We start from the raw sequence: 26,147 nt of genomic DNA on the forward strand, positions 1-26,147 counted from the left end.
ACCAACGAACAACCCAAGGAGCATCATGAGCACCATCCAGCGCACCGCCGTCCTCACCGGGGCAACCTCGGACCGGGGCATCGGCATCACCACCGCACGCCGCTACGCCAGCCAGGGCTGGGCCGTGGTGATCCTGGACCTGGACGGCGAGAAGTCCGCCAAGGTCGCAGCGGAGATCGGCAACGAGTTCACCGTTCCCGCCTTTGGCTACGAGGTCGACGTCGCCAGCGAGGACTCCGTGGCAGCCGCGTACAACGCCGTGGCCGCCGAAGTCCGCTCCGGCAGCCTTCCCGCCGTCGGGGCCCTCGCCAACATCGCCGGCATCACCTCTCCGGTGCCGTTCCTCGAGACCACCCTGGAGCTCTGGAACAAGGTCATGGCCGTGAACGCGACGGGAACCTACCTTGTCACCCGCGCCTTCCTGCCGGACATGATCGCCAGCGGCTGGGGCCGGATCGTGAACATGTCCTCCGTCTCTGCCCAGCGCGGCGGCGGCGTCTTCGGCAAGGTGCCCTATTCCGCGGCCAAGGCGGCCATCCTGGGCTTCACCAAGGCCCTGGCCCGCGAAATCGGCAGCACCGGCGTGACCGTCAACGCCATCACCCCCGGCGCCGTGGACACGAATATCCGCGTGGGCAGCACCGAAGAGCAGGAAGCGGCCATCAACGCCGGAATTCCGCTGGGGCGCAACGCCAGCACCGAGGAAATCGCGGCCGTCATCACCTTCCTGTCCTCCGAGGAGTCCGCCTACCTCACCGGAACCACCATCGATATCAACGGCGGAAGCCACATCCACTAGCAGTCCCGCCGTTGAGAAGACCGCGAGCAGCTGAAAGAGCCCACGATGACCAGAATATTTAACAACCCGTCCGATTTCGCCGAGGAAGCCCTCGCCGGCTTCTGCGACGTCCATGCGAACCTGGTGCGCCAGGTGCCCGGCGGCGCCGTCCGCCGGCACCGGCCCCGCCAACCGAAGGTGGCCGTGCTGGCCGGCGGCGGCTCGGGGCACTACCCGGCCTTCGCCGGGCTGATCGGCGCTGGACTGGCCGACGGCGCCGTCGTCGGGAATATCTTTACTTCGCCGTCGGCCCAGCAGGCGTACTCCGTGGCCAAGGCAGCGGATTCCGGGGCCGGGGTGGTCTTCACCTATGGCAATTACGCGGGCGACGTCATGAACTTCGGCATGGCCAGCGAACGGCTCGCCGCCGAGGGGATCGAAGTGGAGAACGTCCTGGTTACCGACGACGTCGCCAGCGCGCCGCCGTCGGAGTCGGAAAAACGGCGCGGCATTGCCGGTGATTTCACGGTCTTCAAGATCATGGGCGCGGCCGCCGAAGCCGGCGCCGACCTCGCCGAGGTGGTGCGCCTGGGCCGGAAGGCCAACGACCTGACCCGCACCATCGGCAGTGCCTTCCACGGCTGCACCTTCCCCGGCGCCGAGGCGCCGCTGTTCACCCTCGAGGACCGGCAGATGGGCCTCGGCCTGGGCATTCACGGCGAACCCGGCCTGTTCGACACGGATCTGACGCCCGCGAAGGAGCTGGGCCAGGAGTTCGTGTCCCGGCTGCTGGCCGAGACGCCGCATGGTGCGGGAGACCGCATCGCCGTCATTCTCAATGGACTCGGTTCCACTAAGCACGAAGAACTCTTCGTCCTCTGGCTCAGCGTCGCACCGCTGCTTCGCGCCGCCGGCTACACACTGGTGATGCCGGAAGTCGGCGAACTGGTCACAAGCCTGGATATGGCCGGTGTGTCCCTGACCGTGACGTGGCTCGATGACGAACTCGAGCCGCTCTGGACCGCTCCCGCCGAGACCCCCGCCTACCGGCGCGGGAATGCCGCGCTCCCCGGCGGCGAGGCGGACGAGACGACCCCGGCCGAGGACACCGAGGCGCCGGAAGCCTTCGCCGCGGCAGAAGCTTCACGCGACTATGCACAGCAGTGCGTTGCCGCCCTGGCGGCAGCCCGCGAGGCCATCCACGACGCCGAGAAGTTCCTTGGCGACCTCGATGCCATTGCCGGTGACGGAGACCACGGCCGGGGCATGGTCCGCGGGATTGATGCAGCAAGTGCCGCTGCGGCAGGCGCTGCGTCCCGCGGTGCCGGTGCCGGGGCCGCCCTGGGCGCCGCCGGCGATGCGTGGGCGGACAACGCCGGCGGCACCTCCGGGGTGCTGTGGGGCGCCGGCCTGCGGGCCTTTGGCGAGGCGCTCGGCAACCACCACGCACCCAGTGCAACCGAACTTGCGGCAGCGGTGGCAGCCTTTGCCGCCCGGATCACCGAGCTCGGCAAGGCCGACGTCGGCGACAAGACCATGGTGGACGCGCTGGTCCCGTTTGCCGAGACCTTCAGCCGGCTCACCAGCGCAGGGGCCGGGGCGGATGCCGGGTGGGCGGAAGCTGCGCGGGAGGCTGCCTCCGCGGCCCAGGCCACCGCGGCCCTGCGCCCGCTGAAGGGCCGGGCGCGGCCCCTGGCGGAAAAGAGCGTGGGCACACCCGACCCCGGAGCCACGTCCCTGGCGATGGTGTTCACTGTGTTCGGTCCGCACCTTGCCGGTGTGCGGCAGGCTGCAGGGGCACGCCCGTGAGCCCGGGAGCAGGGATCCGGCTCATTGTGGGTGCGGACGAAGCCGGAGTGGACTACAAAGACCAGATCCTGGCGGACCTCCGGACGGACGCGCGGGTGGCCGAGGTCATCGATATCGGCGTCAACCGCGGCGACGCCCCGGAGGAGTTCGCCAAGCCCTACCCGTACGTGGGCATCGCCGCGGGCGAATTGATCCGGGACGGGCAGGCGGACCGGGCCATCCTGTTCTGCGGCACGGGGATCGGGGTCGCCATTGCCGCCAACAAGGTGGACGGCATCCGGGCCGCGACCGCCCATGACTCCTTTAGCGTGGAGCGGTCCGTACTCTCCAACGACTGCCAGGTCCTCACGATGGGCCAGCGCGTGGTGGGACTGGAACTGGCACGGCGGCTCGCGCGGGAGTGGATCGGCTACACCTTCGATCCCTCGTCCGCCTCGGCGGACAAGGTCAAGGTGCTGACCGGCTACGAGGGATGCTGAGGCCTGCCCCGGGCCGCCCGGCCAGGCACGGGCCCGGCGTCTTCCAAGAAATGGTATCTATCATGGGCCCGTGCCGCCCCTTGATGTAGTCCTCACCGCCTGGCAGATCGACTGGGCCGCCGCCGCCCTGATCGGCGGCTCGGCGTTGCTGTATGCGCTGGGCCTGAGGGCCGCGGCGGCGCGCGGGCACCGCCATCCCGTGTGGCGGACGCTGGCGTTCTATCTTCTGGGCCTTGGGTCCCTGACAGTGCTGACGTGCGGGTTCCCTGGCGTCTACAGCGCGCAGCTCCGGTGGGCCTTCACGCTCAAGATTTCCCTGCTGCTCTTCGTGGTGCCGCTGCTGATCGGCCTGGGAAAACCCATCTCCCTCGCCCGTGCGGCCCTGCCGCCGCGCGGCGTCGGCCGGCTGAACAGGGCGCTCGCCCACAGTGCGGTGCGGTTGGCCGGCAACTCCATGGCCGCCCCGCTCCTGGGCCTTGCCCTCTTCTCCACTTTCCTGACTCCGGCGTTCTACACCCTCCGCACAGCCGCTTGGGCCGAGGCGCTCCTGACGGTCGGGGTCCCGCTGCTTGGCATGATGATGGCCCTGCCGATCATCGAGGACGCGGACTTCCGCCGCTCCAGCGCGTTCTTCATCATGGAGTTCGTGTTTGTTTTCATCGAGTTGCTGGTCGATGCCGTGCCCGGGATCCTGCTGCGCCTCAACGGCCAGGTGCTGGATCACGTCGCATCGACGCCGTCTGCGCTGGGCTGGTTCCCCAACGCCCTGCGTGACCAGCAGCTGGCGGGGGACGTCCTGTGGTTCATCTGCGAAATTGTCGACTTGCCCCTGATCATCCTGATGTTCATCCGCCTCTCCCGCAGCGACAAACGCGAGGCCCGCGGCTTTGACGAGCTCACGGATTCCCAGCTCGAGGAACTGAATGCGGAGCACCTGCGGCGCGGCCGCTAAGTCCCCGCGCCCCGGGTGGGGCGCTATGCCACGCTGACCTTGATCCGCTGCACCACATTGTTACCCATGCCCTGGTAGTTCCATTCCGGTTCCAGCGGCTGGACCGCGCCACTGGCATCCGTGGCACGGCAGGAGAGCTCGTGTTCGCCCGGATCGGCCACCCACGGCATCGACCACGCACACCACGCGAACGGCGCAGCCGGGGGCTCCAGATGGGCCGCGGCCCACTTTCCGTCGATCCCGACGTCGACGCGCTGCACGGCGCCCTGCCCGGACCAGGCCCGGCCGGTGAGCATCACCGGTCCCGGGGGCAGGATCCGGCTCCGGGTGAAGAAATCCGGGACACCCGGGGGCATCATGAGCGAGCGGACCTTGATCCAGGTGACCGGGATTCCGGGATCCTCGGCATCCTGCTGGTAGCGGTACGCCACCGCCTGCTGGAAACCGTCATAGGGCTTGGTCAGAACCTTGATCGAGGTCAGCCACTTCACGCTCGCCATGCCGTACCAGCCCGGCACCACAAGCCGCAGCGGATAGCCGTGCTGCGGCGGCAGGTCCGCGCCGTTCATCCGGTAGGCGAGCACGACGTCGGGACGCAGGGCCTCCTCGATCGGCAGGCTGCGCGCGAACTGCTGGGCGACGCCGCCCTGGCTGCCGGCGTCGGCCCCGGTGAAGAGCACCTCCACGGCGTCGTCCTCCACTCCGGCCCGCGTCAGCAGGTAGGCGAGCGGGACACCGGTCCACACGGCGGTCCCCACGCCCTCGAGTACCCACGGCTGGCTCAGCGGGCGGGGCCGCAGGAGGGACCGGCCGTTGCCGGCGCACTCCAAGGTGACCGGGAGGGTGATGCTCGGTGCCCGGAGCAACGCCCGCAGGCTCAGTTCGAAGGACCGCTGCACGGCGCCGCCGATCCACAGATGCCAGTGCTCGGCGTCGATGAACGGGATGTCGAAGTGCGTGAGCACGTAGTGCAGTCCGGGCGGTGTGGTGTCGCTCCGCAGGGCCTCGAGCGGCATGGAATGGTTCCGCACGGCGAGCTGGAGTTCCTCCGCCGTCAGCGGGCCGTGGCTCGGTTCGCCGGGATGCGCCCGGGGTTGTCCGGCCTGCCGGCGCGGACTTTTCAGGACAGAAGAGTGTCTGGACATTTGCTTTGGCATGGCATGCCGCGATTCTTTCCGGACCAGCCCGGTCCCGGTCCTGTGAAGGACCCGCCGGTTTAGTAGGTATCACCTGGTCTCAGGTCTACGCCGCAGCCCGGAAACCGTCAACACCGGGACGCACCGGTCCCGCCCCTTCCGGTCCAGGGGCTACAGCGTGTGCGCCTCGGCCAGGAACTGCGCCAGGCTCAGCGGTTCCCGGCCCGTCAGCTCATGCACCGCCGACGTCGGACCGGCGAGTTCGCCGGCGGCGATGGCCGTGTAGGTGCTCACCCAGGCGTCCACCTGCCATGGCGGGGCGCCGTAGGAGGCGCGGGACCCGTAGGCCTCCGCCAGGGTCTCGTTGTGGAAGGTGATGGCCCGGTCGGTTCCGGCGGTCAGGAGTTCGGCGGCGCGGGCCAGCGAGATGTCTTCCGGGCCGGTCAGGTCATAGGTCCGTCCCACATGCAGGGACGGGTCCCGCAGCACGGTGACGGCCGATCGGGCAATGTCTGACCGCGCCACGGCAGCCATGACGCCGTCTCCGGCGGGGCCGCGGATCACGCCGTCCTCGCCGGCCAGCAGCGGCAGGAAGTCCAGGTAGAAGTTGTCCCGCAGGAACGTGTAGTCCATGCCGGAGGCCTTGATGCGCTCCTCCGTCGCGAAGTGGTCCCGGCCCAGCGTGAACGTGGAGTCCGGCGCCGCGCCGAAGAACGAGGTGTACACGATGTGCTGGACGCCCGCTGCGGCCGCGGCATCGACGAAGGCATAGTGCTGCTGCAGCCGGTCCTCGGCCTCGGCTGCGGAGACCATGAACAACGTTTTCGCCCCGGAAAGCGCCGTCTTCGTCCGCTCCGGCTCGGCGTAGGTGGTGACGAAGGGGACGGCGCCTTCGAGCTCAGGTGCCCGGGCAGCGTCCCGCACCAGGAGCCGTTGCTGGCTGCCGGCCTGGGACAGCTGCCTGGCCACCAGGGCGCCCAGCTGGCCGGTGGACCCGGTGACGGCAAGCTCGGGAGCGTTGGTCATGGCCTAGGCCTCGCGGGAGGCGGGCGACTTGGTCTGCGCGGGGTCGCGTTCGGCCAGTGAGCCGATGACGGCGTCGATCTTGTCCATGATCACCGCGTCCAGCTTCACGCCGGCTGCCGCGACGTTCTTCTCGATCTGCTCCGGCCGGGACGCGCCCATGATCGCGGAGGCCACGTTCTTGTTCTGCAGCACCCAGGCGATGCTGAGCTGCGCCATGGTCAGCCCGGCCTCCTCCGCGATCGGCTTGAGCTGCTGGACGCCGGTGAGGACCTCGTCGGACATCCAGCGCTCGATCATCCGCGAGCCGCCCTTGGAGTCCGTGGCGCGGCTGCCCTCAGGGGCAGGCTTGCCGGGGTGGTACTTGCCGCTCAGCACGCCCTGGGCAATCGGGGACCAGACAATCTGGGACAGGCCCAGTTCTTCCGACGCCGGAATCACCTCGGCCTCGATCACCCTCCACAGCATGGAGTACTGAGGCTGGTTGGAGATCAGTTGGAAGCCCAGTTCCTTGGCGAGGGCATGGCCGTCGCGGATCTGGTTGGCCGTCCACTCGCTGACCCCGATGTACAGGGCCTTGCCCTGCCGCACGATGTCCGCGAAGGCCTGCATGGTCTCTTCCAGCGGCGTCTCGTAGTCGTAGCGGTGGGCCTGGTAGAGGTCCACGTAGTCGGTCTGCAGCCGGGTGAGGGAGCCGTTGATGGATTCCATGATGTGCTTGCGGGACAGGCCAAGATCGTTGTGGCCCTTGGGCCCGGTGGGGCCGAAGACCTTCGTGAAGATTTCCAGCGATTCGCGGCGCTCGTCCTTCAAGGCTGCTCCGAGGACCGTCTCCGCCGCTGTGTTGGCGTACACGTCGGCCGTGTCGAAGGTGCTGATACCGGCGTCGAGCGCGGCCCGGACGCACTGGGTGGCGACGTCGTTCTCCACTTGGGAGCCATGGGTCAGCCAGTTGCCAAACGTGATTTCTGAAATCTTGAAGCCGCTGTTTCCGAGGTATCTGAATTCCATGGGTTCCAACGTAGCGGACTTGCCTGCCCGGGGTAAGGGCTCAGCCGGCCTTGCGTTCCTGGACCGGCTGTTTGGCCTTCCCGGCCGGCGGAGTGCCACGCAGCGCCACGAGCGATCCGGTGTCCAGCAGGGACTTCGCTGCGGGCATGGGCGGCTTTTTGAACGCCCGCGGGACGGCGCCAAGTGTTCCATTGGTGTCTGTGGCCGACTGCACGAGGGCAGAGACTTCCGTGATGTCCTGTGCCGGTGCCAGGGGGTCGGGCAGGTCCCGGACGGTGACCCGGACGGCGGGTCCGGCCTCGGCCCTGGCCCTCGCGGCGGCGCGGGCATCTGCCCGGGCCACGGCGGCCGCCCACCCCGGGGACAGCGCGGGTTCCTTTTTGGCTGCATTCCGGGCGGGGCGTGCGGGCTTCACGGCCTTGGCCGGCCGGTGCGGCGCCGGCTCTTCCGCAGCCCCATTTTCCCGTGATACCGGGGTTCCGCGGACGAGCCCGGCGACGGCCAGGACAACGACTGCCGCCAGCCGGCCGATCCCTGCGAGCACGAGGGTGGCGGCGAAGACCAGGAAGAGGCCGAGGAACATGAAGAACGCCACGCCGAGGGTCCCGAAAAAAGTCAGGTTCAGCGCAATGGTCGTTGGATCTTCCATGTCACCTCTCCTTGCCGGCCTGCTTCAGCGTGGTCCCTGCCGCAAGCACGCGGCGGGCAGGAGCCCCCTTAACAATACGTACTTTTCGCTGGCCCCGTGCCGCCCGCGGCAGTCGTGGCGAATATGTGTCAAAGCCGTTATCCGCGGGGCGGGGCACGGGCCCCGCCGGCCGGGCGTCTATAGTCGGAGACAGCCTCGCCGGCGTCGTCCGGCCCGCCGGAAGGACATCTTGTGACGCACGCCGCAGCAGCCGATTCCGAGCCCGCCGGAGCATCCGGCACGGACCGGTCCGTGAGTATTCCGGAAGCGGCATATTCCGCGTCGTATGAGGGGAACTGCCCGTGCCTGTCGGGCGAGGCGTATGTGCACTGCTGCGGCCGGTTCCATCGCGGGGACGCCGAGGCGCCAACGGCGGAGCAGCTCATGCGCTCCCGGTACAGCGCCTTCGTGGTCCGGGACGCGGGGTACCTGCTCCGGACCTGGCACCCGGACACTCGGCCCGCTGAGCTGGAGTTTGACTCCGGCATGCAGTGGCGACGCCTGGACATCCTCTCCACCAGCCGCGGCGGCCCGCTTGACAGCGAAGGCACGGTGGAATTCGCGGCACACTACCGGCACGAGGGCGAACGGGGCTTGCACCGCGAAAGCAGCCGCTTTGTGCGGGTGGACCGGCGCTGGTACTACGTAGATGGCGTCGTTGCCGGCTGAGCCTTCCGGGGCTGACGCCGTTGCGGCTAGGGGCGCCCGGCTGAGTTGTCTCCGGCTGAGTTGTCCCTGACGGTCTGGTTCTCAACCGTTGCTGCCGGGCTGAAGCCGGCCCGGTCCACCCTGCGGTGGAAACGCATTCCCGCGAGGCCGCCCAGCACTGCGCCCACCAAAGCCACCGCGGCCACGACGATCGCCGCGATGATGCTCAGGGTGTTCAATTCGCCCTCGTTGATCGGGATCCGCGGGAAGCTGTTCAGGCTGGCCAGGATGTTGAAGCGCTGCCCGGCGACCAGGCCCAGCACGGCGACGACGATCGCGGCGATCAGGGCCCAGATCCAGACCATGAAGCCCTGCCTGGCGCCGTTGAAGCGGGCCATCCGCCCGGCGACGTATCCGCCGCAGTAGTAGGCGCCCAGGAGGATCACGAGCAGCACGATGATGCCTGTCAGCCCGACCGTCTGGTTGCTGGAGGCCTGGTCGACGGCGTCATTCACATCGGTGTTGGTGGCCAGTCCGACGGCGGTACCGCCGGCAGCGACCAGCGCGGTGAGCAGCACGGCCGTGCCCGTGGCCGTCAGCCAGCCGAAGAATGCCGAGCCGACTTTGATGCCGCCGAACTCTTCCTTCTCGCGGGCCACGACCGTCTCGCGCGTGGGGATCTCGTCCACGACGGTGTCGTGAACAGTTTCGCGGACCGGTGCGTCGCGGACGGGGTCGTCGTGGCGGACTGCTGTCACCGGACGGGTTGTGGCGTCGTCCTGCGCGGCGTGGCGTGTTGTCTTGTCGTCGGGGCCTGCGGTGCTGCTCATGAGGGCTGCTCACTTTCGCTGAATGACCGGGCACCCTGGAGGTGCCGGTCTGGCGTCAACCTAACCACGGCGGAATCCGGTTAGCAAGGATGCTTACTATCCGTGGCGGCGGCCCGTCAGCGGTACTTGCGGTGCAAGTCCTCCCGGACGGAGGCACGCCGGCTGGCGTCCGCGATCCACGGACCGGTCCCTTCGGACTGGTCGAGGATCCCGGCCTCCAGCCAGGTGTAGTCCCCGGCCAGTGTCTTGCGGGCCAGGGCATGGTCGGCGTCGTCGGTGTTCCGCCACAGCCGGTCGAAATATTCGTCGACGCGAACGCGGGCCTGTTCGCAGTACGCCTCGGCGAGTTCGTACGCGGAAGCGCCGCGTTCCGGCTGCGTCCGCAGCAGCATCTCGGCGCGCGAACAGCAGGCGGCCATGGCAAACAGCTCCGCACCGATGTCCACGATCCGGCCCAGGAACGCCTGCTTGTGCTCAAGTTTGGCCTGCCACCGGCCCATCCCGTAGAAGGTCTGCCGGGCCAGGCGCCGGGAGGAACGCTCCACGTAGCGCAGCTGTTTCGCGAGCCGGCCGAAGTCGCTGTAGGAGCGCGGGTCCATGCCGGCGCCGGCCACGAGTTTGGGCAGCCACTTCGCGTAGAAGCCGGAGGCTCCGACGGCGGCCTTCGCCTTGTCGGAGAGGCGGGCGTCCTCCGAGGCGAGGTCTCCCGCGGCCGCCAGGTGCGCGTCCACGGCTTCACGGGCGATCAGCAGCCTCATGATTTCCGAGGATCCCTCGAAGATCCGGTTGATTCTCATGTCGCGGAGCTGCTGTTCCGCGGCGACGGCGCGCTCGCCGCGGGCTTCGAGGGAGTCCGCCGTTTCAAAGCCCCGGCCGCCGCGGATCTGCACGAGCTCGTCCGCGATGAGGCAGCTGATCTCCGTGGACCACAGCTTGGCCAGGGCCGCCTCGATCCGGATGTCTTTCTGCCCGGCGTCGGCCATTTCCGCGGAGAGTTCAAACACGGCGTCCAGGGCGAAGGCGCTGGCGGCGATGAAGGCGATTTTCTTGCCCACTGCCTCATGCTGGCCGATCGGCCGGCCCCACTGGGTGCGGGCGTCGGACCATTCGCGGGCGATCTTCAGGCTCCACCGGCCGGTGGCGACGCACAGCGCGGGGATGGAGAGCCGGCCCGTGTTCAGCGTGGTGAGGGCGATCTTCAGGCCCTGGCCTTCCCGGCCCAGCCGGTTGGCGGCCGGGACCCTGACCTGGTGGAAGCGGGTGACCCCGTTTTCGATCCCGCGGAGCCCCATGAAGGTGTTGCGGTTTTCCACGGTAATGCCGGGGGTGTCCATTTCGACCACGAACGCGCTGATGCCGCCTTTGTGGGCGGTCCCGTCCGCATCGGTGTGCGGCGGCACGAGGGCCATGACCACGACGAGCTCGGCGATAACACCGTTGGTGGTCCAGAGCTTGACGCCGTCCAGGAGGTACGACTCGCCGTCGCCGGAGAGGACGGCAGTGCTGCCCATCCGGGCGGGGTCGCTGCCGACGTCGGGCTCGGTGAGCAGGAAAGCGGTGACGGCGCCGGCGGCGCAGCGGGGCAGGTATTCACGCTTCTGGGCCGGAGTGCCAAAGACCTTGACGGGCTCCGGGACGCCGATCGACTGGTGCGCGGAGAGCAGGGCGCCGAGGCTTGGGTGCACCGAGCCCAGCAGGGCCAGGGCGCGGCCGTAATACACGAGCGTGAGGCCCAGACCGCCGTATTCGCGGGGAATCTTCATTCCGAACACACCGAGCTCCGCGAGCCCCTTGAGATAGTCGTCCGGGATCCGGTCGTCGCGTTCGATGGTGCGCCCGGACATCGTGCGGCAGTAGGCGGCCAGCCGGGCCATGAACGCCTCGCCGCGTTCGACGTCGTCGGCGGGAGCCTCGGGCCACGGGTGAATCAGCGACAAATCGAAGCTGCCAAGGTAGAGGCCCTTCGCGAAGCTGGGCTGGGTCCAGCTGGTTTCGCGGGCGGCCTCGGCAATGGCGCGGGCGTCGGCGGCCGTCGCGTCGGGGCCGACGTGCTCAGGGGCCCCGGCGGCCGCCGGAATTGGAATGCCTGATGTTGGAGAATCTGACGCTGGAGTACCGGGTGTGGTGGCGGGGTCTTCGATGGCGGAGCTCACGGGGCATCTCCTCTAACCGGGTGACCGGCTTGAGCCCTGGATCCGCCGCGGGTGGAGGACCCTTCAGCTGTCCCGCAATACTACTCGCGGGTAAGTGCCTGTGCCAGGGGAGGCCTGGCCCGGAAAGTCGGACCGGAAGTCCGTGCCGAAGTCGACCTGGAAATCGGCGGGCATCTCCACCGTTGAGGCGTGGTGGACCAGCCGGTCCCAACCGTGGTTGATGCCGTGGACCAGGCCCACCAGCGCGCCGGCCACGAGGTACCAGGCGAGCCGGCCGACACCGACCAAAACCATGGCCGCGAACGCGGACATCATCATGAAGGCGCCGATCATCACGGCAAACACGAGGGTTCCAATGACCACCATCGTGCCGGTTTCCACTGCGCTTAGGTCGAACTGCATTCTTCCCCCTGCACCATTGCTCCGGTTGAACCAGTAGCCCGAGCGTAGGGTGCCGTGGGCGTGCTGAACTAGGGTCCTTTGGACATTGGCGGCCTCTTGATACGGGATCGAAATGCTACCGGGGCGTAGGTCACGGCGGTGTTGCGGCCCCCTCACCGATCGCGGGGGTCGCACCTCTTGTCAGTGCCGGGAGGCTGCCCGGTGTCAGTCTTCGTCGTGTTCAGGGGCGCTCTGGCTCATGACCTGGAAGTCCGCGCCGAGGGCGACTTCGACCTGGGACCCGTCGTTGAGGCGTACCTCGACCTCGTAGGCCGCGCCGGAGTCGTCATCCCGCTCCACTTCGGTGACGCTGCCCTGGCCCACCTTCGCCAACGCGGCCTGGGTTGCCATGGCACGGTCGGCGTCACTGAGCGCCGGTCCATCGGAATCGTCACCGATCTCAAAGTTCCCGATCCTGGCGGTGAGGGTGCCCGCACTTCCGGACCAGACATCCCTGGCCTGGGTGGCCCCGACCGCAATTGACGCTCCCCCCAGCACCACCGCTGCAGAGGCCGCCCCGGTGATCCAGATCATTCTCTTGCGCATGATCGTCTCCCTTCGGCTGGTCATTCCAGTGTGCGCCGACATAGGGGAGCAGACAACGATAAATGCGGACGGGGCCCTGCGTTAACCTTGTAGCTGGCAGTTTTTCGAATCCGCTGCCCCGCAACGCCACCCCAATCCATCCCCTGGCAGCCGAAGGAGAGCGCGTGTCCCGTTCCGCCGTGTCATCAGCCGACGCCATCAGCACCCGGCTCCGGGACCTTGAGCTCCTTACCAAGGGACCTGCCTGGGCGCTGACGCGTTCGGCGCCTTGGGTGATCGCCGTGCTACAGGCTTCCTTCACCCGCACGCGCGCGCAGCTGCCGCTGGAACAGTTCCACGCCGACGTCGACGCCTTCCTCGAGCAGCTTCGTCGGCAGGCCCCCGGCACGGGAGAGCAGCACGGCGGCTCGGCCAACGGCACACTTTCCGGAAAGAAATACGCGGACGAATGGACCCGCAAGAACTTCCTGACCCGCCGGAACCAGTCGGGCCAGATCGTTTACGAAGTCACGGAGCCTGCTGCCCGCGTCCTGGCTTTCCTGGACAGCCTCTCCAGTGAGCGGTCCACGCTGAACGGCTCCCGGCTCGGCACACTGCTGGGCGACGTCGAGAAGCTCGCCAACGAGACCAATCCGGACCAGAGCGCACGCATTGAATCCCTCGAAGAGGAGATCGACGAGCGCCGCCAGCTGATGGAAGACATCAGCTCCGGCGATTTCGACGGGCTGCTCGACGACGACGAGGCCGTGGAGGCGGCAGGCAACATCCTCGATCTTGCGGCCAGCCTGCCCGCGGACTACAAGAAGATGCGTGACCGGATCGAAGAGCTCGTGGGGGAGCTGCGCAACCAGATCATCGAGGAATCGCTCAGCAAGGGCGCCACCATGGCCCAGGTGCTCGAGGCCGACAAGCGGCTGCGGCAGAGCCCCGAAGGCCGGACGTTCCGCTCCTTCACCGCGTTCCTGGAGGACCCGCAACAGCAGTTGAGGTTCCGGTCGGCGATCGGCGAAGTCCTGAGCCGGCAGTTCGCGGACGAGCTCAGCCACGATGAACGCGAGACGCTGAAGAACCTTGTGGCGGAACTCCGCACCCAGCACAGCCAGATCCAGCGGATCTACGGCAAGCTCAGCGAGAGCCTCAACACCTACGTCCAAAGTGACGACTTCCGGCAGTCGGTCCGGCTCCGGAAGGTCCTGCGCGAGGCTGAGCAGGCGATCCGCACCCTGCCGTACGAGCGCGAACGGCCCGGCCTTGTCCGCGGCCCGGTGCTGTTCAGCGCCGGTTTCGAGTCCCTGGCCATGGTCAAGCTCTTCGACCCTGACGAATTCGCGGCTCCACCCAAGCTGGCCGACCCCATCGCGTTCTCCGACTCGGACCGGGCGCGCTCGCCCCGGACCGCCAAGGCCAAGCCGGAGGCCATCCGCGCCGCGCTCGCGGGGGCCTCAACCCTCACCGAGGCCTGGGCGCAGCTGCCGGCAGAGGAACGCCACATCAACTCCATCCGGGCCCTGTTGTCGCAGACCCTCCATGAAGGCGCCGGCTTCGACCGGGGGACCTGGGGACCCATCGAATTCGAACAAATCGACGGCACCACCCGCACCGCTTACCTGCCCGTCGTCACGCTCGCGAAGGATTGACCATGACTGAAGAGACTGTGACCGAGACCCTGACCGAGACCCTGACCGAGACCGCGACCGAGGCTGTGACCGAGACCGCGGCGGCGGACCTGCAGTCCGCGCCCGAGTCTTTGCCCGCGGACAGCGATGGCGCCCACGTCCGCAGCGACCCCTTCACCGTCACCCCCCGGGACACGTTCGTCGACGGCGCCGCGCTCTTCCCGGGCGACACCGGCGTGCTGCCCATGAAGGTGCGGCAGGCGCTCGTGAAGCTGCTCAAAGGCCCCTACATCGACGGCGGCCGCGACGAAAAACTGTGGACCACGCTCCTGGACAACCGGCTGATCCTGCGCAGCCGCCTCTCCGAACTCTTCCTGACGCTGCAACTGGACCACGAGCGCAAGGTCGCCGTCCTGCGCCCGGTTGACCCCGAGGCGATCGGCGGCAGTACGCGGTCCAGTATCCTGCGCCAGCAGCGTGCCCTGAGTCGGGTCGAGACCATCGTCCTGCTCCGCCTGCGCCTGCTCCTGGACCGGCACGTCACCGCCCAGACGGACCCGACGATCACGCGCGAGGAAATCGCCGAACTCGTCGCCCACTACCAGCCCACCGGCCAGCAGGACGCCCTGCGCGATGCCGACGTCGTCAATCGCGCTATCACCAAGCTCCTGGCCCGTCAGCTCCTGCTCGCCACGGGCCTGGACGAGGTCTACACCATCTCCAACGCCCTCCCGCTGGCCCTGCCGTTCGAAAACATCGGCGACATCCCGGCCCAAATCGAAGCCCTGGTGGCAGCCAGCACAGACCAGTCGGGAACGGAGCCGCTCCTGGAGCTCGACACCGACACCTCGGCAAACGCGGAGGACGACCCGGACGACGACGCCGATGCCGCCACCGTCGTCGCCCGACGCAACCACGAACACGGAGACCAACAAGTGAGCATCGCAACCATGCTGCCGATGGGCGAGCTCACCAACCCCGGCCAGATGCGCCTGGCCCTGGTCCAGGTGGTCAACTGGGGCACATTCCATGGCGCCCACACGATGCACGTGGACCGCAACGGCACGCTGCTGACCGGCAATTCGGGCGTCGGAAAGTCCACGCTGTTCGATGCCATGCTTCGGGTCTTCGACGCCCGTCCCCGCTCCAACGAAGCGGCGGCACAGCGGGCAGGCGGCGCCGTCGAGGACAAGCGCACCACGTTCACGTACATGCGCGGCAAGGTAGGCGACAAGGCCGTGGGGGAGGGCTCGGCGAGTGCGTTCCAGCGCCCCGGCGCGACCTGGTCCGCCGTCGCGCTGACGTTCGACAACGCGGCCGGCACGCGGGTGACGGTTTCGGCGCTTTTCGACCTGCCCAAGAACGGCACGGAATCCAGCGTCGGCCGGTACTACGTGATCGACAACAAGCCGCTGGACCTCGCGGCGATCGAGGGCATCGCGGAGAAGCGGTTCACCAAGTCGGCGCTGGACGCGATCTTCCCGGACGCCCAGATCTTCGACGTCCACAAGGCCTTCGCCGAACGATTCCGCCGTCTCCTCGGCATCAACTCGGATCAGGCCCTTCCGCTGCTGCGCGTCATCCAGGCCGGCAAGGGACTCGGCGGCAGCGTCAACACCTTCTTCCGCGACCAGGTCCTCGATGCCCCTGCCACGCTGGCCGCGGCGGATGACGTCGTCGAGGAATTCAGCAACCTCATGTCCATCCGGCAGCGCCTCGAGGACGTCCGGCAGCAGCGCGACCAGCTGGCCCCCGTCCCCGGGCTGAACAAGGAATACGCGCAGGCGCTCCTGGACGCGAACCGGCTGCGGGACCTAACAGGTGAGGAATTCGAGGCCTACAAGCAGCAGCTCGCGGTCACAATCCACGAGAAGACCCTGGCCCGGCTGAAGGAGCTGGCCCAGGCGAAGGCCACGGGCCTGGCCGCCGAACGCGCTGTCCGTGACGGCTTCGCCAAGGAACTGCGCCAGCTGGAGGGCGAGTACAACAACCAGGGCGGCAACGCGATTTCCGCGATCGAGCAGTCCCTGGAGAACGCCCGGGTGGGACTCAAGCTCCGGCAGGAAGTCGAGGCATCGACCCGCAAGGCGCTGACCGACGCCGGGCTGGAACTGCAGTGGTCGGCCGCCGGCTGGGATCAGGCCCACGAGCACGCCGCGGCACGCTCGGCTGAGCTCCAGGACGATTCCGAAGCGCTCAAGGAACTGCGCTTTGAGGCCTTTGATGGCCACGCCACCCGGAAGCGTGAACTCGCCGCGGCCCAGCAGGAGCTCGTCTCGCTGAAGACGCGCAAATCGTTGCTGCCGCCGTCGAGCATTGAAAACCGGAGCGCCATTGCCGCTGCCACGGGCGTGCCCGAGGAGCAGATGCCCTTCGGCGGCGAGCTGATCGACCTTGCCGAAGGCCAGGAACACTGGCGCCCGGCTGCTGAGCGCGCGCTGCGGAGCCTGGCCACTACGCTGCTGGTCCCGGGCGAGCACTTCGCGGCAGTCACCCGTTACCTCAACGACCATTCCGTGCGCGGAGCGCTGCGTGCCGTGGACGTCTCCCGGCCCCTGGCCGGCGGTGCGCTGGCCGTCGAGGACGTGGCCGATCGCGACCTGCTGACCAAGCTCAGTTTCCTCACCGATGCCGGGCTGCCCGCCGGGCCACACGCCCAGGCGCTTGCGCAGTCCAGCGCCTGGCTCCGCGAACGGATTGCCCTCGACTTCGCCTACCCGTGTGTGGAAAACCCGGACGAGCTCGCCGGCCTGGACAAGGGCCTGAGCCTGGGCGGTGTGGTCAAGCGCAACCGCCACACGGTGGAAAAGGATGACCGCTTCACGTCCCGCCAGGACTACGTCCTCGGGTTCGACAATGCCGCCAAGCTCGAACTGGTGGCGGCCCAGGTTGAGGACCTGCAGCAGGAGCTGGCCAAAGCCGCCGAGCTGGCGCAAAGCCGGGAAGAGTCGCACCAGGGCATGACCCGGCAGCTTGAAGCCTTGCGCCGGGTGGCCGAGGACCACCGGCCCTGGGAACAGGTCTCGGCTGCCGTGGCCGGCGAGGAGCTCGCCCGGATCGAGCAGCGCCTCAAGGACGCCCTCGCCGCACAGGCCGACCTCGAACCGCTTCGCGCCAGCATCGAAGCCGCGCGGCACAAGCACCAGTCCAGCACCGAATCCGCGGCCGTGCTGCAAAGCGAGTACAAGGCCCTCGATGCGCGCATGACCGCCGCTGGTGCGCTGCTCGATGCCGCACGCACCCGGCTGGCGCAGGCACCGCCGTCGGACGCCGGCGTCGCCGCGCTGGAACCGTACTTCACCGGCTTCGGTGACGTCCTGGAGATGCACGAACTAGACAACCTCGCCAACCAGGTCCGCACCAGGCTCCTGGCCGAACTGCACGTCGCCGAGTCCCGCGGGCAGGCCACCTCGGAGCGCCTCACCCGCATTTTCGAGGGCTTCGTCCGGGAGTGGGGCACGGCGATTTCCGCGGACCACGGCACCTCGATCGGCGCCGCGGGGGAGTTCGAATCCCGCTACCACGCGATTGTCAGCGACGGGCTGCCCGCCCAGGAGGCCGAGTTCCGGCAGTTCTTCAACCAGCGGACGCACGAATCCTTTTCCACCCTGCTGCACCTGCTCGACGAGGAGCGCCGCGCCATCACGAGCCGCATCCTGCCGCTGAACGGGATCCTGTCCGAGGTCAACTTCCACGAGGGCAGCTTCCTGGAACTCGACATCAAGCAGACGCTGCCGGCGACGGCGAAGCAGTTCAAGGACGCCATCCAGAACGCGCTCAAGGTCCGGCACACCCGGCCCGGCAAGACCGTTACTGCAGCGTCCGCTGCTACGTCCGCTGCAACGTCCGCTGCAACGTCCGCCGCTGCGTCCGGGGCGGAGAGGGACGACGACGCCGAGCTCACCACCCGCTATAAGTCACTCGAAACGCTCGTGAAGCGGCTCGGCTCGCAGACCCCAGAGGACCGCCGCTGGCGGGCCGAAGTGCTGGACGTCCGCGGCCACCTGTTCATCCAGTGCAAGGAACACCGCGAAGTCCAGGGTGCCGGTTCCAAGGGCGCCGGTGCCAAGGGGGCGGCGAAGGGCGCGAAGAAGACCGAGGTCTACATGCACGCGGACACCGGCTCCATGTCCGGTGGCGAGCGGCAGCGCTTCACCGCGTTCATCATGGCGGCGGCGCTGAGCTACCAGCTGGGCATCGCCGAGCAGGGGTTCACCACGTACGGCACTGTCATGATGGACGAGGCGTTCGTGCTCGCCTCGGAGGAATTCGCCGGCGCGGGCATCAAGGCGCTGCATGAGTTCGGCTTCCAGCTCCTGCTGGCCGCGCCGGAGAACGTCATCGACCTCTCCCGGCACCTCGGCTCGGTGACGGAGATCCTCCGGGACAAGCGCACCAACCGTTCCGGCGTCCTGACGGCTCCGGTGATTGCCGCACGTCCGGGCACGGAGGGCACCTGGCGCTCCGAGGCGAACCCCGTGGACATCGTCCTGCGCTGACCGCGCTCCATTCCAGGGCGACGCGGGCACCGTCAAGGAGCTGCGCCGGTACCTTGTGCGAGACGTGGGGATCGACCGGAACCAGGTCGCGTTCAGGGGGTACTGGCGGCAGGGGAAAGCCCGGGCACCAAGCGACGCTCCCGCAGGTCCTGCGGTTCTCGCCCCGACGCTCCCGCAGGTCCTGCCCGACTTGCGGCCGCAACCGCTGCTTTGTGCGGTCTTGGGGGTGGGTCACCTTCGGTGCGTCCCACCTGTCATAAACGAGACTCGTCAGTTGCGACGCGGGGCCGGTCACCTTGGGTTAACTCTCCCTTTCCCTGGCAGCTTTTTGCGGGGGTTAGTTTGGACGGATGGGTTCAGTTCCTTTGCTTCCGGATCGAGGCGGGCGGCGGGTCTTTGTTGCCTTGGGGGATTCCTTCACCGAGGGTGTGGGGGACTACGATTCCCGCTTCCCCAATGGCGTGCGGGGCTGGGCAGACCGGGTTGCGGAGAAGCTGGCCAAGGCGCAGCCGGGGTGGGAGTACGCCAATTTGGCCATCCGCAGCAAACGGCTGCGCCACATAGCCGGCGAACAGCTCGGTCCCGCAGTGGCCATGGAGCCGACCCTCGTCACGCTCTACGCGGGCGGCAACGACATCCTGGATTTCGGCACGGACATCGGGGCCCTCATGCGGGACTACGAGTCCCTGGTGGCTGCGCTCGCAGACACGGGGGCAACGCTGGTGCTCTTCACCGGCTTCGACGTCAAGGTCTCCGCGCTGCTGGAGCCGCTGAAGAAACGTAACGCCTTCTATAACCGGCGCGTCCGCGAGATCGCCGGCCGCTACGGCGCGGTGCTGGTGGACTACTGGTGCTTCGACGCCTTCCATGACCCGCGGATGTGGGATTCGGACCGGCTGCATATGTCCAAGGCAGGCCACAAATACCTCGCCTCACAGGTCCTGGACCACCTCGGCGTGCCGCACAAGATCAAACCCAGGGAATGGGAACCGCCCGTGAAACCGGGCCTGCGGGAGTGGGAACGCCGGCAGCGCCGCTGGGTCCGCGACTGGGTATTGCCATTGTTCGGGCGGAAGCTCCGGGGCGTAACCCTCGGCGATCAGCTCCGGCCGCGCTGGCCCGAACCCGTGCGGGTCCCGCGCAAGGGCGGCCTGAAGAAACTGCTGCACGACCAGCGCGCCATCGGCCAGTCCGGCGCCGGGTAGCCGCCGGGACTCAGCTGTCCAGCAGGTTTTCGTAGCCCGGAGCCACCCTGTTGGCGTGGAATTCCATGACCTCGAATTCAGCCACACCATTGACGTAGAACGGGTCCTTGGCCAGTGCGGCGTCAAGGCTGGCCCGGTCCGCGTTCGAGAGCAACAGACCGCCGGTGCGGGGGATTTTGCGCCCCGCGACCATGAAGACGCCGTCGTCGAAGGCTGCCTGCAGCCACGTCACGTGCGCCGGAAGATGGAACTCCACAATGTCCTCGGGGACTTTGTATGTCAGGGAGACTACGTACATGCGGCCAGCCTACCGGTAGCTGGCCACGGACAGGCGGGAAGTTTTCCGGAATTGCCTCGGCTGAAGTTGAATCGTCAAGCTTCCAGTCTCCTAGAATGTAGCCATGACCGAACCCCGCTGGCTCAACGCCGACGAACGCCGGGCCTGGCTTGCCCAGCTCAGCATCAACACCATGCTGCCGGCCGCCCTGGACACCCAGCTCCACGCCGCGGGCAAGCTTTCCCTGTTCGACTACAACGTGCTGGCGATGCTTTCCGAGGCCGAAGGGCGCTTCCTGCCCATGAGTGAGCTCGCCGCGCGCACCAGCGCCTCCCTGTCCCGGCTCTCGCATGTGGTCACCAAGCTGCAGAACCGCGGCTGGCTGGAGCGCAGGCCGCACCCCGGCGACGCCCGCGTGACCACGGCCCACCTGACCGATGCCGGGATGCAGACGATTGTGAAACTCGCCCCGGGGCATGTTGAGGCGGTCCGCTCACTGTTCCTCGACGCCCTGAGCCCCGAGGACGTCGCGGACCTGGCCCGGATCGGCGAAAAGATCGTGGCCCGACTCGACGACGACCACTGGATCCTGCGCGACATCTAAGCGCGACAGCCGAAGGCGCCGCAGTCCGACGTCGGACATCCCCGTCTTTGTTGCTCACGGCAACTGCTGGCAGACTGGATCCATGGATTTCACGTCCCGCTATGTAGCCCTTGGAGACTCTTTTACGGAAGGCGTCGGCGACGACGACCCTACCCGGCCCAACGGCGTCCGGGGCTGGGCGGACCGGGTGGCAGAGGGGCTTGGCGCCGCCGATCCCGGCTTCGGGTACGCGAATCTTGCCATCCGCGGCCGGAAACTCCGCCAGATCCTGGCCGAACAGGTCGATGCCGCCGTCGCCCTCGATCCCACCCTGGTCAGCATCTACGCTGGCGCCAACGACATCCTCCGGCCCAAGGTCGACATCGATGACCTGCTGGCCGAATACGATGCCGGGATCCGCAAGCTCACGGCCACCGGCGCCACCGTGGTGATGTTCACCGGCTTCGACGCGCGGGGCTCCAAGATTTTCGGCACCATGCGCGGCCGTACGGCCATCTACAACGAACTGGTTCGCGGCATCGCCGGGGACCACGGGGCCCTGCTGGTCGACTACTGGCGTTTCAGCGAGTACTACGACTGGGGCATGTGGGCCACAGACCGGATGCACATGTCTGCCGCCGGCCACGCGAACATGGCCAAGCGCGTCCTCACGGTGCTGGCACACGAGCACTCGATTGACGTCCCGCCCATGACGCCGGTTCCCGAGCTGAGCCGGGTGGACGCCCTCCGAGCGAATGCCCGGTGGGTCCGCGAATTCGCCGGCCCGTGGGTTGTCCGGCGCGTCACCGGCAAGTCGTCCGGCGACGGCCTGGAGCCGAAGTACGGCCAGCTGACCCACCTCTAGAACGGCACCCTAGGCGCGGAACCCACGCGTCGCGAGCAGCTCCCCGTTGCGGCGGACCGCGAGGACGTCGATCTCCCAACCGTCCGTGGCCCGGTGCAGCATCGCGGTCCCGCCGGCCACGATCGCCGTCGCGAGCACATCGGCGGTGACAATGTCCGTCGCGGCCACGGAAACCTGGGCGAACCCGGCGCCGGAGGAGCCCGCTGCCCGGCTTCCGGTTCCCGCAGCCCAGATGTGGTCACCGCGCTCCGCCGAGCCCGACGTCGCAAGGGCGCACCGGGTGCCAGGCCCGCCCAGCTCGTAGGCGGCAAGCAGCGCTGAGCGGTCCATCGGGTCAACGACGCCGGCCGCCCACGCGGTTCCGCTGCCCGGCACGGGCGAGCCCATCACCAGTACGTCGCCGCCGGCATTCAGGCACCAGTCGGTGATCCCGCGGCTGCGCAATGCCTCACCGGCCTGCCCGATCGCGTAGCCCTTGATAAGCCCCGAAAGGTCCAGCACGCCGTCGGGCCGTTCCGGGGAGAACGCGCCCTCCGTCCTGAGCCGCCAGCTGAGCGCCTCCGCGTAGCGGTCCCGCATCGCGGCGGATGAGTCCCGCAGGGAAAGCTCCCCGCGCGCCAGCCGGCTAGCCTCGGAGTCGGGACGGTACAGGCTGAACGTTTCGTCCAACCCGGCAAAGACGCGCTCGACGGCGGCGCTTGCGGCGTCGAGCCCGCCCTCCCCGCCCGCAGTTCCCGGAACGGCCCCCGCTGGAACGGTCAGGCTGATGACGGTGCCCATCGAGCCAAACGTCCTGGCCTGCAGGGCAGAGCCGCCCAGCTCAGAGGTTGGCTGCATCGAGGGCCGCCTGCAGGGAGTTCAAGTACGCATCGGAAGTCACCGTGGCACCACTGATGGTCTGCACGTCCGCGGACTGGGCCTGGAGCACCTCGTCGCGCAGGAGCGGGGCCGCCCGGTTGCTGATCTGCACGGACTTGCGTTCAGCATCGGTCAGCTGGAGCGCCGTGACGTCGGTGATCTTCCCGGCCTGCACGGTGATCTGCACCTGGACGGAGCCGAAGCGGGTCTGGACGACCGAGCCAGGGTACGTCCCTACGGCCTTGGCCGAGGCCCCTGTGGTGCCCGCCCCCGACGCGCCGGACGAAGCTGTTGAGTCGGACGTCCCGCTGGAGCTGGACGTTCCGCTTGAGCCGGACGAACCCGTGGCCCCCGTGGTCCCGGCCGCCGCGCTTGCGACGGAGCTGCCGGTATCGGCTACATGGGCGCCGGACTGCCAGCCGGCGATGAGGATGCCGGCGGAGGCCAGGGCGGCTGAAACTGCTGCGCGGGTTCTCACCAGTCGAACCTTTCGTAGTGGATTTGGTCTTCCCTGACGCCAGCTGCGCGGGCGTCTTCAAGCACGTTGTGTGCCCAGGCGGAGGGGCCGCAGACATACACATCGGCGTCGGCGATCTTCGGGTCATAACTGGCAAGCCGGTGGCCGGCACGGGCCGCGTGCTCCGGAAGCCAGGTCTGGATGCCGGCCGGGCGGGAGCCGGTCAAGTGGAAGAGCGTGGCGCCGCGGCGCCGGCAGAGATCGAGGATCTCCTCGCCCAGGTAGAGCTCGGATTCACTGTGGCCGCGGAGAATGACAGTGGCGTTGCCGGGCTGGAATGGCGTGCTCTCCAGCAGGGCACGAACCGGCGTGATGCCAATTCCGGCTCCCACCATGACCATATGGTTGCGGCTCCGCGCGGACGTGCTGAACAGTCCGTACGGTCCCTCCACTGCCACTTTGGTGCCGGGCTTCAGCGACGCCAGCTGGGATGACCCCTTGCCCAGGTTGCGGACAGTGATCCTCAGCGTGCCCTGGCCGGCGGCGTCGAAGTGGACGGGTTCGGCGGACAGGCTGAACGGATGCGGATGCCACCACAGGCCCGGAGCCAGGAACCGCCAGATAAAGAACCGGCCGCCACTGCCCGCCAGTTCGTCCAGTCGAAGGCCGGACATTTCAATGCTGACCACTCCGGGGGCCACCCGCACCACACGCTTGACGGTCAACTGGTGCCTGAATGTTGCCGCCACAGGCTGGACCACCCGGTAGTAGAGGAGTGCGGCGCCGGTCGCGATGCAGAGGGCCAGCCAGTACCAGCGCTGCCAGGTTCCCTCGGCAAAGAGACCGCCCACACTGAACTGGTGGGGGAGCGAGGTCAGGACGGCCGCGTACGTCAGGAGGTGGACGGCGTACCAGAATTCGTAAGGGAACCGACGTCGGACGGCCACCAGGGAGGTGATGACGACGGCGATGAACAGGAGCACGGAAATGTAGGCCAGCCACATGTCAGGCACAAGGACCCAGAGGGCAACCGACTCGCTGACGGGGTCCAGCCCTTCCGCCATGCCGTAGCCGATCGCAATGAGGACTCCGTGCGCCAGCAGCAGATACAGGGCCGGTTTGCCCAGCTTGCGGTGCAACTCAAGGGCACGGTCGTGGCCGACTGTCTGGTCGATGAGTGGGATTCGGGCCGCCAGCAGCAGCATGAGAAGCACCAGGTCCATGCCGGCGAGGCCGGCCACAATCCCCAGCGCGGTGAAGGAACCGGCTGGAGTCGAGAAGCCGGCCATTCCGCCGTCGGCCAGCCACAAGGCGGCCGCGCCGGCCAGCGACGCCCAGAAAAGGACCGTCAGCAGATCCGCTCTTAGCAACCGCCGGCGGTACTGCGCCCTGAAGGGGTTCACAGCGCCATCGGAGCTGCGGCGAATCCCGGGACGGTTCGTCAGAAGTTGTGTGTTCATGGATCCAGAATTGCCCCGCTGCCTTTCATTTCCCTGTGAAAAGCCTTCGTCGGGCATATGACCTGGGACGGCACCGGCCCCACGCCTGCACTGGCTGTGGGGCACTGCCCCATACACCATTCAGCGACGGATTGGTCTTTAAATCGCCGAACTCGTAGACTTGGTAGGCGCTAGGTGGCGCGGAGCGTGCGCAATTGCTCCGGTTGGCAGGACCCGTCTGAAAAATCGACGGTCCTGGAGGCCGGTAGTTAGGGGCTCAAGTTGCGCGCATTCCTGTATTCGCCCAGCATCCCGGCACTTCGCAATGACGGTCCAACAGACCGCCGGCGCCAGGTGCCCGTGGCCCACAATCTTCGCCGCAGTGAGGAACCAGACGGTTTGTGCCGTCTGCCTGAATCCCGCGGACAACGACGGTTGGGGGAGGGAGCCGGATGCGGACGCCGCCCAACGCACGGTCAACGGGAACTCCGTTAGCCGTTTCATATATTTTTTGAGGAGAGTCGTCATGGCAGCACACTGCCAGGTGACCGGAGCCGAGCCGGGCTTTGGACACAGCATTTCGCACTCGCACCGTCGCAACAAGCGCCGGTTCGACCCGAACATCCAGAAGAAGCGCTACTGGGTTCCGTCCCTGCGCCGCAATGTCACCCTGCAGGTCTCTGCGCGTGGCATCAAGACCATCGACGTACGCGGCATTGACGTAGTCGTCGCCGCCATCCTGGCACGAGGAGTGAAGCTCTAATGGCAAAGGATAAGGACGTACGTCCGATCATCAAGCTGAAGTCGACCGCGGGCACGGGCTACACCTACGTGACGCGCAAGAACCGTCGTAACGACCCGGACCGTCTGGTCCTGAAGAAGTACGACCCCAAAATCCGCCAGCACGTCGAATTCCGAGAGGAGCGCTAAACACATGGCTAAGAAGTCAATGATCGCTAAGAACGAACAGCGTAAAGTCATCGTCGAGCGTTACGCTGCAAAGCGCCTCGAACTGAAGAAGGCTCTGGTTGATCCCAACTCAACCGACGAAGTACGCGAAGCTGCCCGCCTCGGCCTGCAGAAGCTGCCCCGCAACGCCTCACCGGTACGTCTGCGTAACCGCGACATCATCGATGGCCGTCCGCGCGGTACCTTCCAGAAGTTCGGCATCTCCCGTGTTCGCTTCCGCGACATGGCTCACCGCGGTGAGCTCCCGGGCATCACGAAGTCTTCCTGGTAATTCAGTACACCTGAAGCCAGTGGCTTGAAGAAGGGCCGGCAACCATTTGGTTGCCGGCCCTTCTCGCGTTTAAGGCCTTGGCAGTTCACGCCCCCCACTGTTCCGTGCCGCGGTGACGCACCACACAGTGCGGGTTTACGGCGCCGGCGGGCCTGGTTGGGTGGTTTTGGGTTGTGGTGGCGGGGTTTTTGGGTGGTGGGGTGGGTGTGGGGGGTGGAGTTGCGGTGGGGGCGTGGTGGGTGTATTGTTTTCTAAGTCGCCGCGAGGGAGACCAGCGGAAATGCTGGGAACCGGAGGCGGCCAATCCCCTAAATTTCAAGACCGGATCTGGTCGGCGTTTTGTGCGCTCCGGGTTCGGGTGGGGCGGGTTGGATGGTTTGCGGGTCGCGGAAACGCTGATTTGCAAAGCGGTCCGGACTCGGGTAAGTTTGAAAAGTTGCTCCGGAGCGATCCTTGACTGAATGTTTGGTTGTGGTGGTGCCGGGTGTGTCTGTTGTTTGAGAACTCAATAGTGTGCCAAGTTTGTTGATACCAATTTATTGTATTGAATTGGTTGAATTTGCCGGGCCCGCCACCCCGTGGTGTGGTCTGGTGTTTTTAGCTGGTTTCAAATT

Annotated in this window: 25 protein-coding genes and 2 pseudogenes; 15 read left to right on the plus strand and 12 right to left on the minus strand. The window is 67.5% G+C overall.

Going from position 1 to position 26,147, the window contains the following annotated elements; all coding sequences use genetic code 11:
- Positions 1-25 precede the first annotated feature (25 nt).
- The 4 genes from AC1DZV_RS19440 to AC1DZV_RS19455 all read left to right on the plus strand — a co-directional run bounded on the left by AC1DZV_RS19440 (position 26) and on the right by AC1DZV_RS19455 (position 4,018).
- On the plus strand, positions 26-799 hold the full coding sequence (locus AC1DZV_RS19440; RefSeq protein ID WP_028276880.1) for an SDR family NAD(P)-dependent oxidoreductase: 774 nt from the start codon (positions 26-28) through the stop codon (positions 797-799).
- A gap of 45 nt (positions 800-844) precedes the next feature.
- Entirely contained in the window at positions 845-2,587 is a 1,743-nt protein-coding gene (locus tag AC1DZV_RS19445; RefSeq protein WP_476952092.1) for a dihydroxyacetone kinase family protein, read from the plus strand.
- 14 nt (positions 2,588-2,601) lie between these two features.
- Positions 2,602-3,066, plus strand: coding sequence for a ribose-5-phosphate isomerase (locus AC1DZV_RS19450; protein WP_476952113.1), 465 nt, complete (start codon positions 2,602-2,604; stop codon positions 3,064-3,066).
- Between the two features lie 70 nt (positions 3,067-3,136).
- Positions 3,137-4,018 (plus strand): cytochrome c oxidase assembly protein, encoded by an 882-nt coding sequence (locus tag AC1DZV_RS19455; protein ID WP_476952091.1) that lies wholly within the window; start codon positions 3,137-3,139, stop codon positions 4,016-4,018.
- A gap of 23 nt (positions 4,019-4,041) precedes the next feature.
- Here AC1DZV_RS19455 and AC1DZV_RS19460 read toward each other — a convergent pair whose 3' ends face one another.
- The 4 genes from AC1DZV_RS19460 to AC1DZV_RS19475 form a co-directional block, all read right to left on the minus strand.
- Positions 4,042-5,163, minus strand: coding sequence for a sulfite oxidase (locus AC1DZV_RS19460; protein WP_476952090.1), 1,122 nt, complete (start codon positions 5,161-5,163; stop codon positions 4,042-4,044).
- Positions 5,164-5,325: 162 nt separating this feature from the next.
- Positions 5,326-6,180, minus strand: coding sequence for an SDR family oxidoreductase (locus AC1DZV_RS19465; protein ID WP_243178022.1), 855 nt, complete (start codon positions 6,178-6,180; stop codon positions 5,326-5,328).
- Positions 6,181-6,183: 3 nt separating this feature from the next.
- Positions 6,184-7,188, minus strand: coding sequence for an aldo/keto reductase family protein (locus AC1DZV_RS19470; protein ID WP_476952089.1), 1,005 nt, complete (start codon positions 7,186-7,188; stop codon positions 6,184-6,186).
- 40 nt (positions 7,189-7,228) lie between these two features.
- On the minus strand, positions 7,229-7,837 hold the full coding sequence (locus AC1DZV_RS19475) for a hypothetical protein (RefSeq protein ID WP_476952088.1): 609 nt from the start codon (positions 7,835-7,837) through the stop codon (positions 7,229-7,231).
- A 291-nt stretch (positions 7,838-8,128) separates the two neighbouring features.
- Here AC1DZV_RS19475 and AC1DZV_RS19480 point away from each other — a divergent pair, with 291 nt between their 5' ends.
- The gene (locus tag AC1DZV_RS19480; RefSeq protein ID WP_476952112.1) at positions 8,129-8,545 is read left to right on the plus strand and encodes a YchJ family protein; all 417 of its coding nucleotides are present in this window, start codon (positions 8,129-8,131) and stop codon (positions 8,543-8,545) included.
- 26 nt (positions 8,546-8,571) lie between these two features.
- Here AC1DZV_RS19480 and AC1DZV_RS19485 read toward each other — a convergent pair whose 3' ends face one another.
- The 4 genes from AC1DZV_RS19485 to AC1DZV_RS19500 form a co-directional block, all read right to left on the minus strand.
- On the minus strand, positions 8,572-9,354 hold the full coding sequence (locus AC1DZV_RS19485) for a hypothetical protein (RefSeq protein ID WP_476952087.1): 783 nt from the start codon (positions 9,352-9,354) through the stop codon (positions 8,572-8,574).
- 116 nt (positions 9,355-9,470) lie between these two features.
- On the minus strand, positions 9,471-11,507 hold the full coding sequence (locus tag AC1DZV_RS19490) for an acyl-CoA dehydrogenase family protein (protein ID WP_476952086.1): 2,037 nt from the start codon (positions 11,505-11,507) through the stop codon (positions 9,471-9,473).
- A gap of 63 nt (positions 11,508-11,570) precedes the next feature.
- Positions 11,571-11,909 (minus strand): hypothetical protein, encoded by a 339-nt coding sequence (locus AC1DZV_RS19495; protein ID WP_476952085.1) that lies wholly within the window; start codon positions 11,907-11,909, stop codon positions 11,571-11,573.
- A 204-nt stretch (positions 11,910-12,113) separates the two neighbouring features.
- Entirely contained in the window at positions 12,114-12,494 is a 381-nt protein-coding gene (locus tag AC1DZV_RS19500; protein ID WP_476952084.1) for a PepSY domain-containing protein, read from the minus strand.
- Positions 12,495-12,658: 164 nt separating this feature from the next.
- Between AC1DZV_RS19500 and AC1DZV_RS19505 the strand changes: the two genes are divergently transcribed.
- The 5 genes and pseudogenes from AC1DZV_RS19505 to AC1DZV_RS19525 all read left to right on the plus strand — a co-directional run bounded on the left by AC1DZV_RS19505 (position 12,659) and on the right by AC1DZV_RS19525 (position 19,814).
- Positions 12,659-14,131 (plus strand): DUF3375 family protein, encoded by a 1,473-nt coding sequence (locus AC1DZV_RS19505; RefSeq protein ID WP_476952083.1) that lies wholly within the window; start codon positions 12,659-12,661, stop codon positions 14,129-14,131.
- A gap of 224 nt (positions 14,132-14,355) precedes the next feature.
- A pseudogene (locus AC1DZV_RS19510) lies at positions 14,356-14,802 on the plus strand (DUF4194 domain-containing protein); the annotation flags it as partial.
- 243 nt (positions 14,803-15,045) lie between these two features.
- Positions 15,046-18,609, plus strand: coding sequence for an ATP-binding protein (locus tag AC1DZV_RS19515; protein WP_476954398.1), 3,564 nt, complete (start codon positions 15,046-15,048; stop codon positions 18,607-18,609).
- Between the two features lie 16 nt (positions 18,610-18,625).
- A pseudogene (locus tag AC1DZV_RS19520) lies at positions 18,626-18,730 on the plus strand (SIP domain-containing protein); the annotation flags it as partial.
- Between the two features lie 229 nt (positions 18,731-18,959).
- The gene (locus AC1DZV_RS19525; RefSeq protein ID WP_476952080.1) at positions 18,960-19,814 is read left to right on the plus strand and encodes an SGNH/GDSL hydrolase family protein; all 855 of its coding nucleotides are present in this window, start codon (positions 18,960-18,962) and stop codon (positions 19,812-19,814) included.
- A gap of 10 nt (positions 19,815-19,824) precedes the next feature.
- On the opposite strand, the gene AC1DZV_RS19530 is transcribed toward AC1DZV_RS19525, so the two are convergent.
- Positions 19,825-20,112 (minus strand): YciI family protein, encoded by a 288-nt coding sequence (locus AC1DZV_RS19530; RefSeq protein WP_018776102.1) that lies wholly within the window; start codon positions 20,110-20,112, stop codon positions 19,825-19,827.
- A 103-nt stretch (positions 20,113-20,215) separates the two neighbouring features.
- Between AC1DZV_RS19530 and AC1DZV_RS19535 the strand changes: the two genes are divergently transcribed.
- Complete coding sequence (locus AC1DZV_RS19535; RefSeq protein WP_223915074.1) at positions 20,216-20,695, plus strand: MarR family winged helix-turn-helix transcriptional regulator; 480 nt, start codon at positions 20,216-20,218, stop codon at positions 20,693-20,695.
- An 82-nt stretch (positions 20,696-20,777) separates the two neighbouring features.
- A complete protein-coding gene (locus tag AC1DZV_RS19540) occupies positions 20,778-21,539 on the plus strand; it encodes an SGNH/GDSL hydrolase family protein (protein WP_476952079.1) in 762 nt (253 codons plus the stop codon).
- A gap of 9 nt (positions 21,540-21,548) precedes the next feature.
- Here the strand turns inward: AC1DZV_RS19540 and AC1DZV_RS19545 are convergent, their stop codons facing one another.
- From AC1DZV_RS19545 to AC1DZV_RS19555, 3 genes are read right to left on the minus strand one after another with little or no spacing between them, the layout of a single operon-like run.
- The gene (locus AC1DZV_RS19545; protein ID WP_476952111.1) at positions 21,549-22,319 is read right to left on the minus strand and encodes an FAD:protein FMN transferase; all 771 of its coding nucleotides are present in this window, start codon (positions 22,317-22,319) and stop codon (positions 21,549-21,551) included.
- Between the two features lie 40 nt (positions 22,320-22,359).
- Positions 22,360-22,875: an FMN-binding protein gene (locus tag AC1DZV_RS19550; protein ID WP_476952078.1), complete on the minus strand. Its 516-nt coding sequence runs from the start codon at positions 22,873-22,875 to the stop codon at positions 22,360-22,362.
- Positions 22,872-24,314: a ferredoxin reductase family protein gene (locus AC1DZV_RS19555; protein WP_476952077.1), complete on the minus strand. Its 1,443-nt coding sequence runs from the start codon at positions 24,312-24,314 to the stop codon at positions 22,872-22,874. Before AC1DZV_RS19555 ends, AC1DZV_RS19550 begins: the two co-directional genes overlap by 4 nt.
- A 505-nt stretch (positions 24,315-24,819) precedes the next feature.
- On the opposite strand from AC1DZV_RS19555, the gene rpmB reads away from it, so the two are divergent.
- From rpmB to rpsN, 3 genes are read left to right on the plus strand one after another with little or no spacing between them, the layout of a single operon-like run.
- Positions 24,820-25,056 (plus strand): 50S ribosomal protein L28, encoded by a 237-nt coding sequence (gene rpmB, locus AC1DZV_RS19560; RefSeq protein WP_011693744.1) that lies wholly within the window; start codon positions 24,820-24,822, stop codon positions 25,054-25,056.
- Positions 25,056-25,223: a 50S ribosomal protein L33 gene (gene rpmG, locus AC1DZV_RS19565; protein WP_003798558.1), complete on the plus strand. Its 168-nt coding sequence runs from the start codon at positions 25,056-25,058 to the stop codon at positions 25,221-25,223. Before rpmB ends, rpmG begins: the two co-directional genes overlap by 1 nt.
- Before the next feature lie 4 nt (positions 25,224-25,227).
- The gene (gene rpsN, locus AC1DZV_RS19570; RefSeq protein WP_026266887.1) at positions 25,228-25,533 is read left to right on the plus strand and encodes a 30S ribosomal protein S14; all 306 of its coding nucleotides are present in this window, start codon (positions 25,228-25,230) and stop codon (positions 25,531-25,533) included.
- The last annotated feature ends 614 nt before the right edge of the window (positions 25,534-26,147 follow it).

Source organism: Arthrobacter sp. P1_D12 (assembly GCF_056406175.1).

Bases quoted from the DNA above. Each gene is read 5' to 3' on its own strand.
- AC1DZV_RS19540 (WP_476952079.1), top strand. From the start codon at position 20,778: ATGGATTTCACGTCCCGCTATGTAGCCCTTGGAGACTCTTTTACGGAA.
- AC1DZV_RS19460 (WP_476952090.1), bottom strand. From the start codon at position 5,163: ATGTCCAGACACTCTTCTGTCCTGAAAAGTCCGCGCCGGCAGGCCGGA.
- rpmB (WP_011693744.1), top strand. From the start codon at position 24,820: ATGGCAGCACACTGCCAGGTGACCGGAGCCGAGCCGGGCTTTGGACAC.
- AC1DZV_RS19530 (WP_018776102.1), bottom strand. From the start codon at position 20,112: ATGTACGTAGTCTCCCTGACATACAAAGTCCCCGAGGACATTGTGGAG.
- AC1DZV_RS19500 (WP_476952084.1), bottom strand. From the start codon at position 12,494: ATGCGCAAGAGAATGATCTGGATCACCGGGGCGGCCTCTGCAGCGGTG.
- AC1DZV_RS19470 (WP_476952089.1), bottom strand. From the start codon at position 7,188: ATGGAATTCAGATACCTCGGAAACAGCGGCTTCAAGATTTCAGAAATC.
- AC1DZV_RS19465 (WP_243178022.1), bottom strand. From the start codon at position 6,180: ATGACCAACGCTCCCGAGCTTGCCGTCACCGGGTCCACCGGCCAGCTG.
- AC1DZV_RS19525 (WP_476952080.1), top strand. From the start codon at position 18,960: ATGGGTTCAGTTCCTTTGCTTCCGGATCGAGGCGGGCGGCGGGTCTTT.
- AC1DZV_RS19545 (WP_476952111.1), bottom strand. From the start codon at position 22,319: ATGGGCACCGTCATCAGCCTGACCGTTCCAGCGGGGGCCGTTCCGGGA.
- AC1DZV_RS19440 (WP_028276880.1), top strand. From the start codon at position 26: ATGAGCACCATCCAGCGCACCGCCGTCCTCACCGGGGCAACCTCGGAC.
- rpsN (WP_026266887.1), top strand. From the start codon at position 25,228: ATGGCTAAGAAGTCAATGATCGCTAAGAACGAACAGCGTAAAGTCATC.
- AC1DZV_RS19495 (WP_476952085.1), bottom strand. From the start codon at position 11,909: ATGCAGTTCGACCTAAGCGCAGTGGAAACCGGCACGATGGTGGTCATT.
- AC1DZV_RS19485 (WP_476952087.1), bottom strand. From the start codon at position 9,354: ATGAGCAGCACCGCAGGCCCCGACGACAAGACAACACGCCACGCCGCG.
- AC1DZV_RS19555 (WP_476952077.1), bottom strand. From the start codon at position 24,314: ATGAACACACAACTTCTGACGAACCGTCCCGGGATTCGCCGCAGCTCC.
- rpmG (WP_003798558.1), top strand. From the start codon at position 25,056: ATGGCAAAGGATAAGGACGTACGTCCGATCATCAAGCTGAAGTCGACC.
- AC1DZV_RS19535 (WP_223915074.1), top strand. From the start codon at position 20,216: ATGACCGAACCCCGCTGGCTCAACGCCGACGAACGCCGGGCCTGGCTT.
- AC1DZV_RS19475 (WP_476952088.1), bottom strand. From the start codon at position 7,837: ATGGAAGATCCAACGACCATTGCGCTGAACCTGACTTTTTTCGGGACC.
- AC1DZV_RS19445 (WP_476952092.1), top strand. From the start codon at position 845: ATGACCAGAATATTTAACAACCCGTCCGATTTCGCCGAGGAAGCCCTC.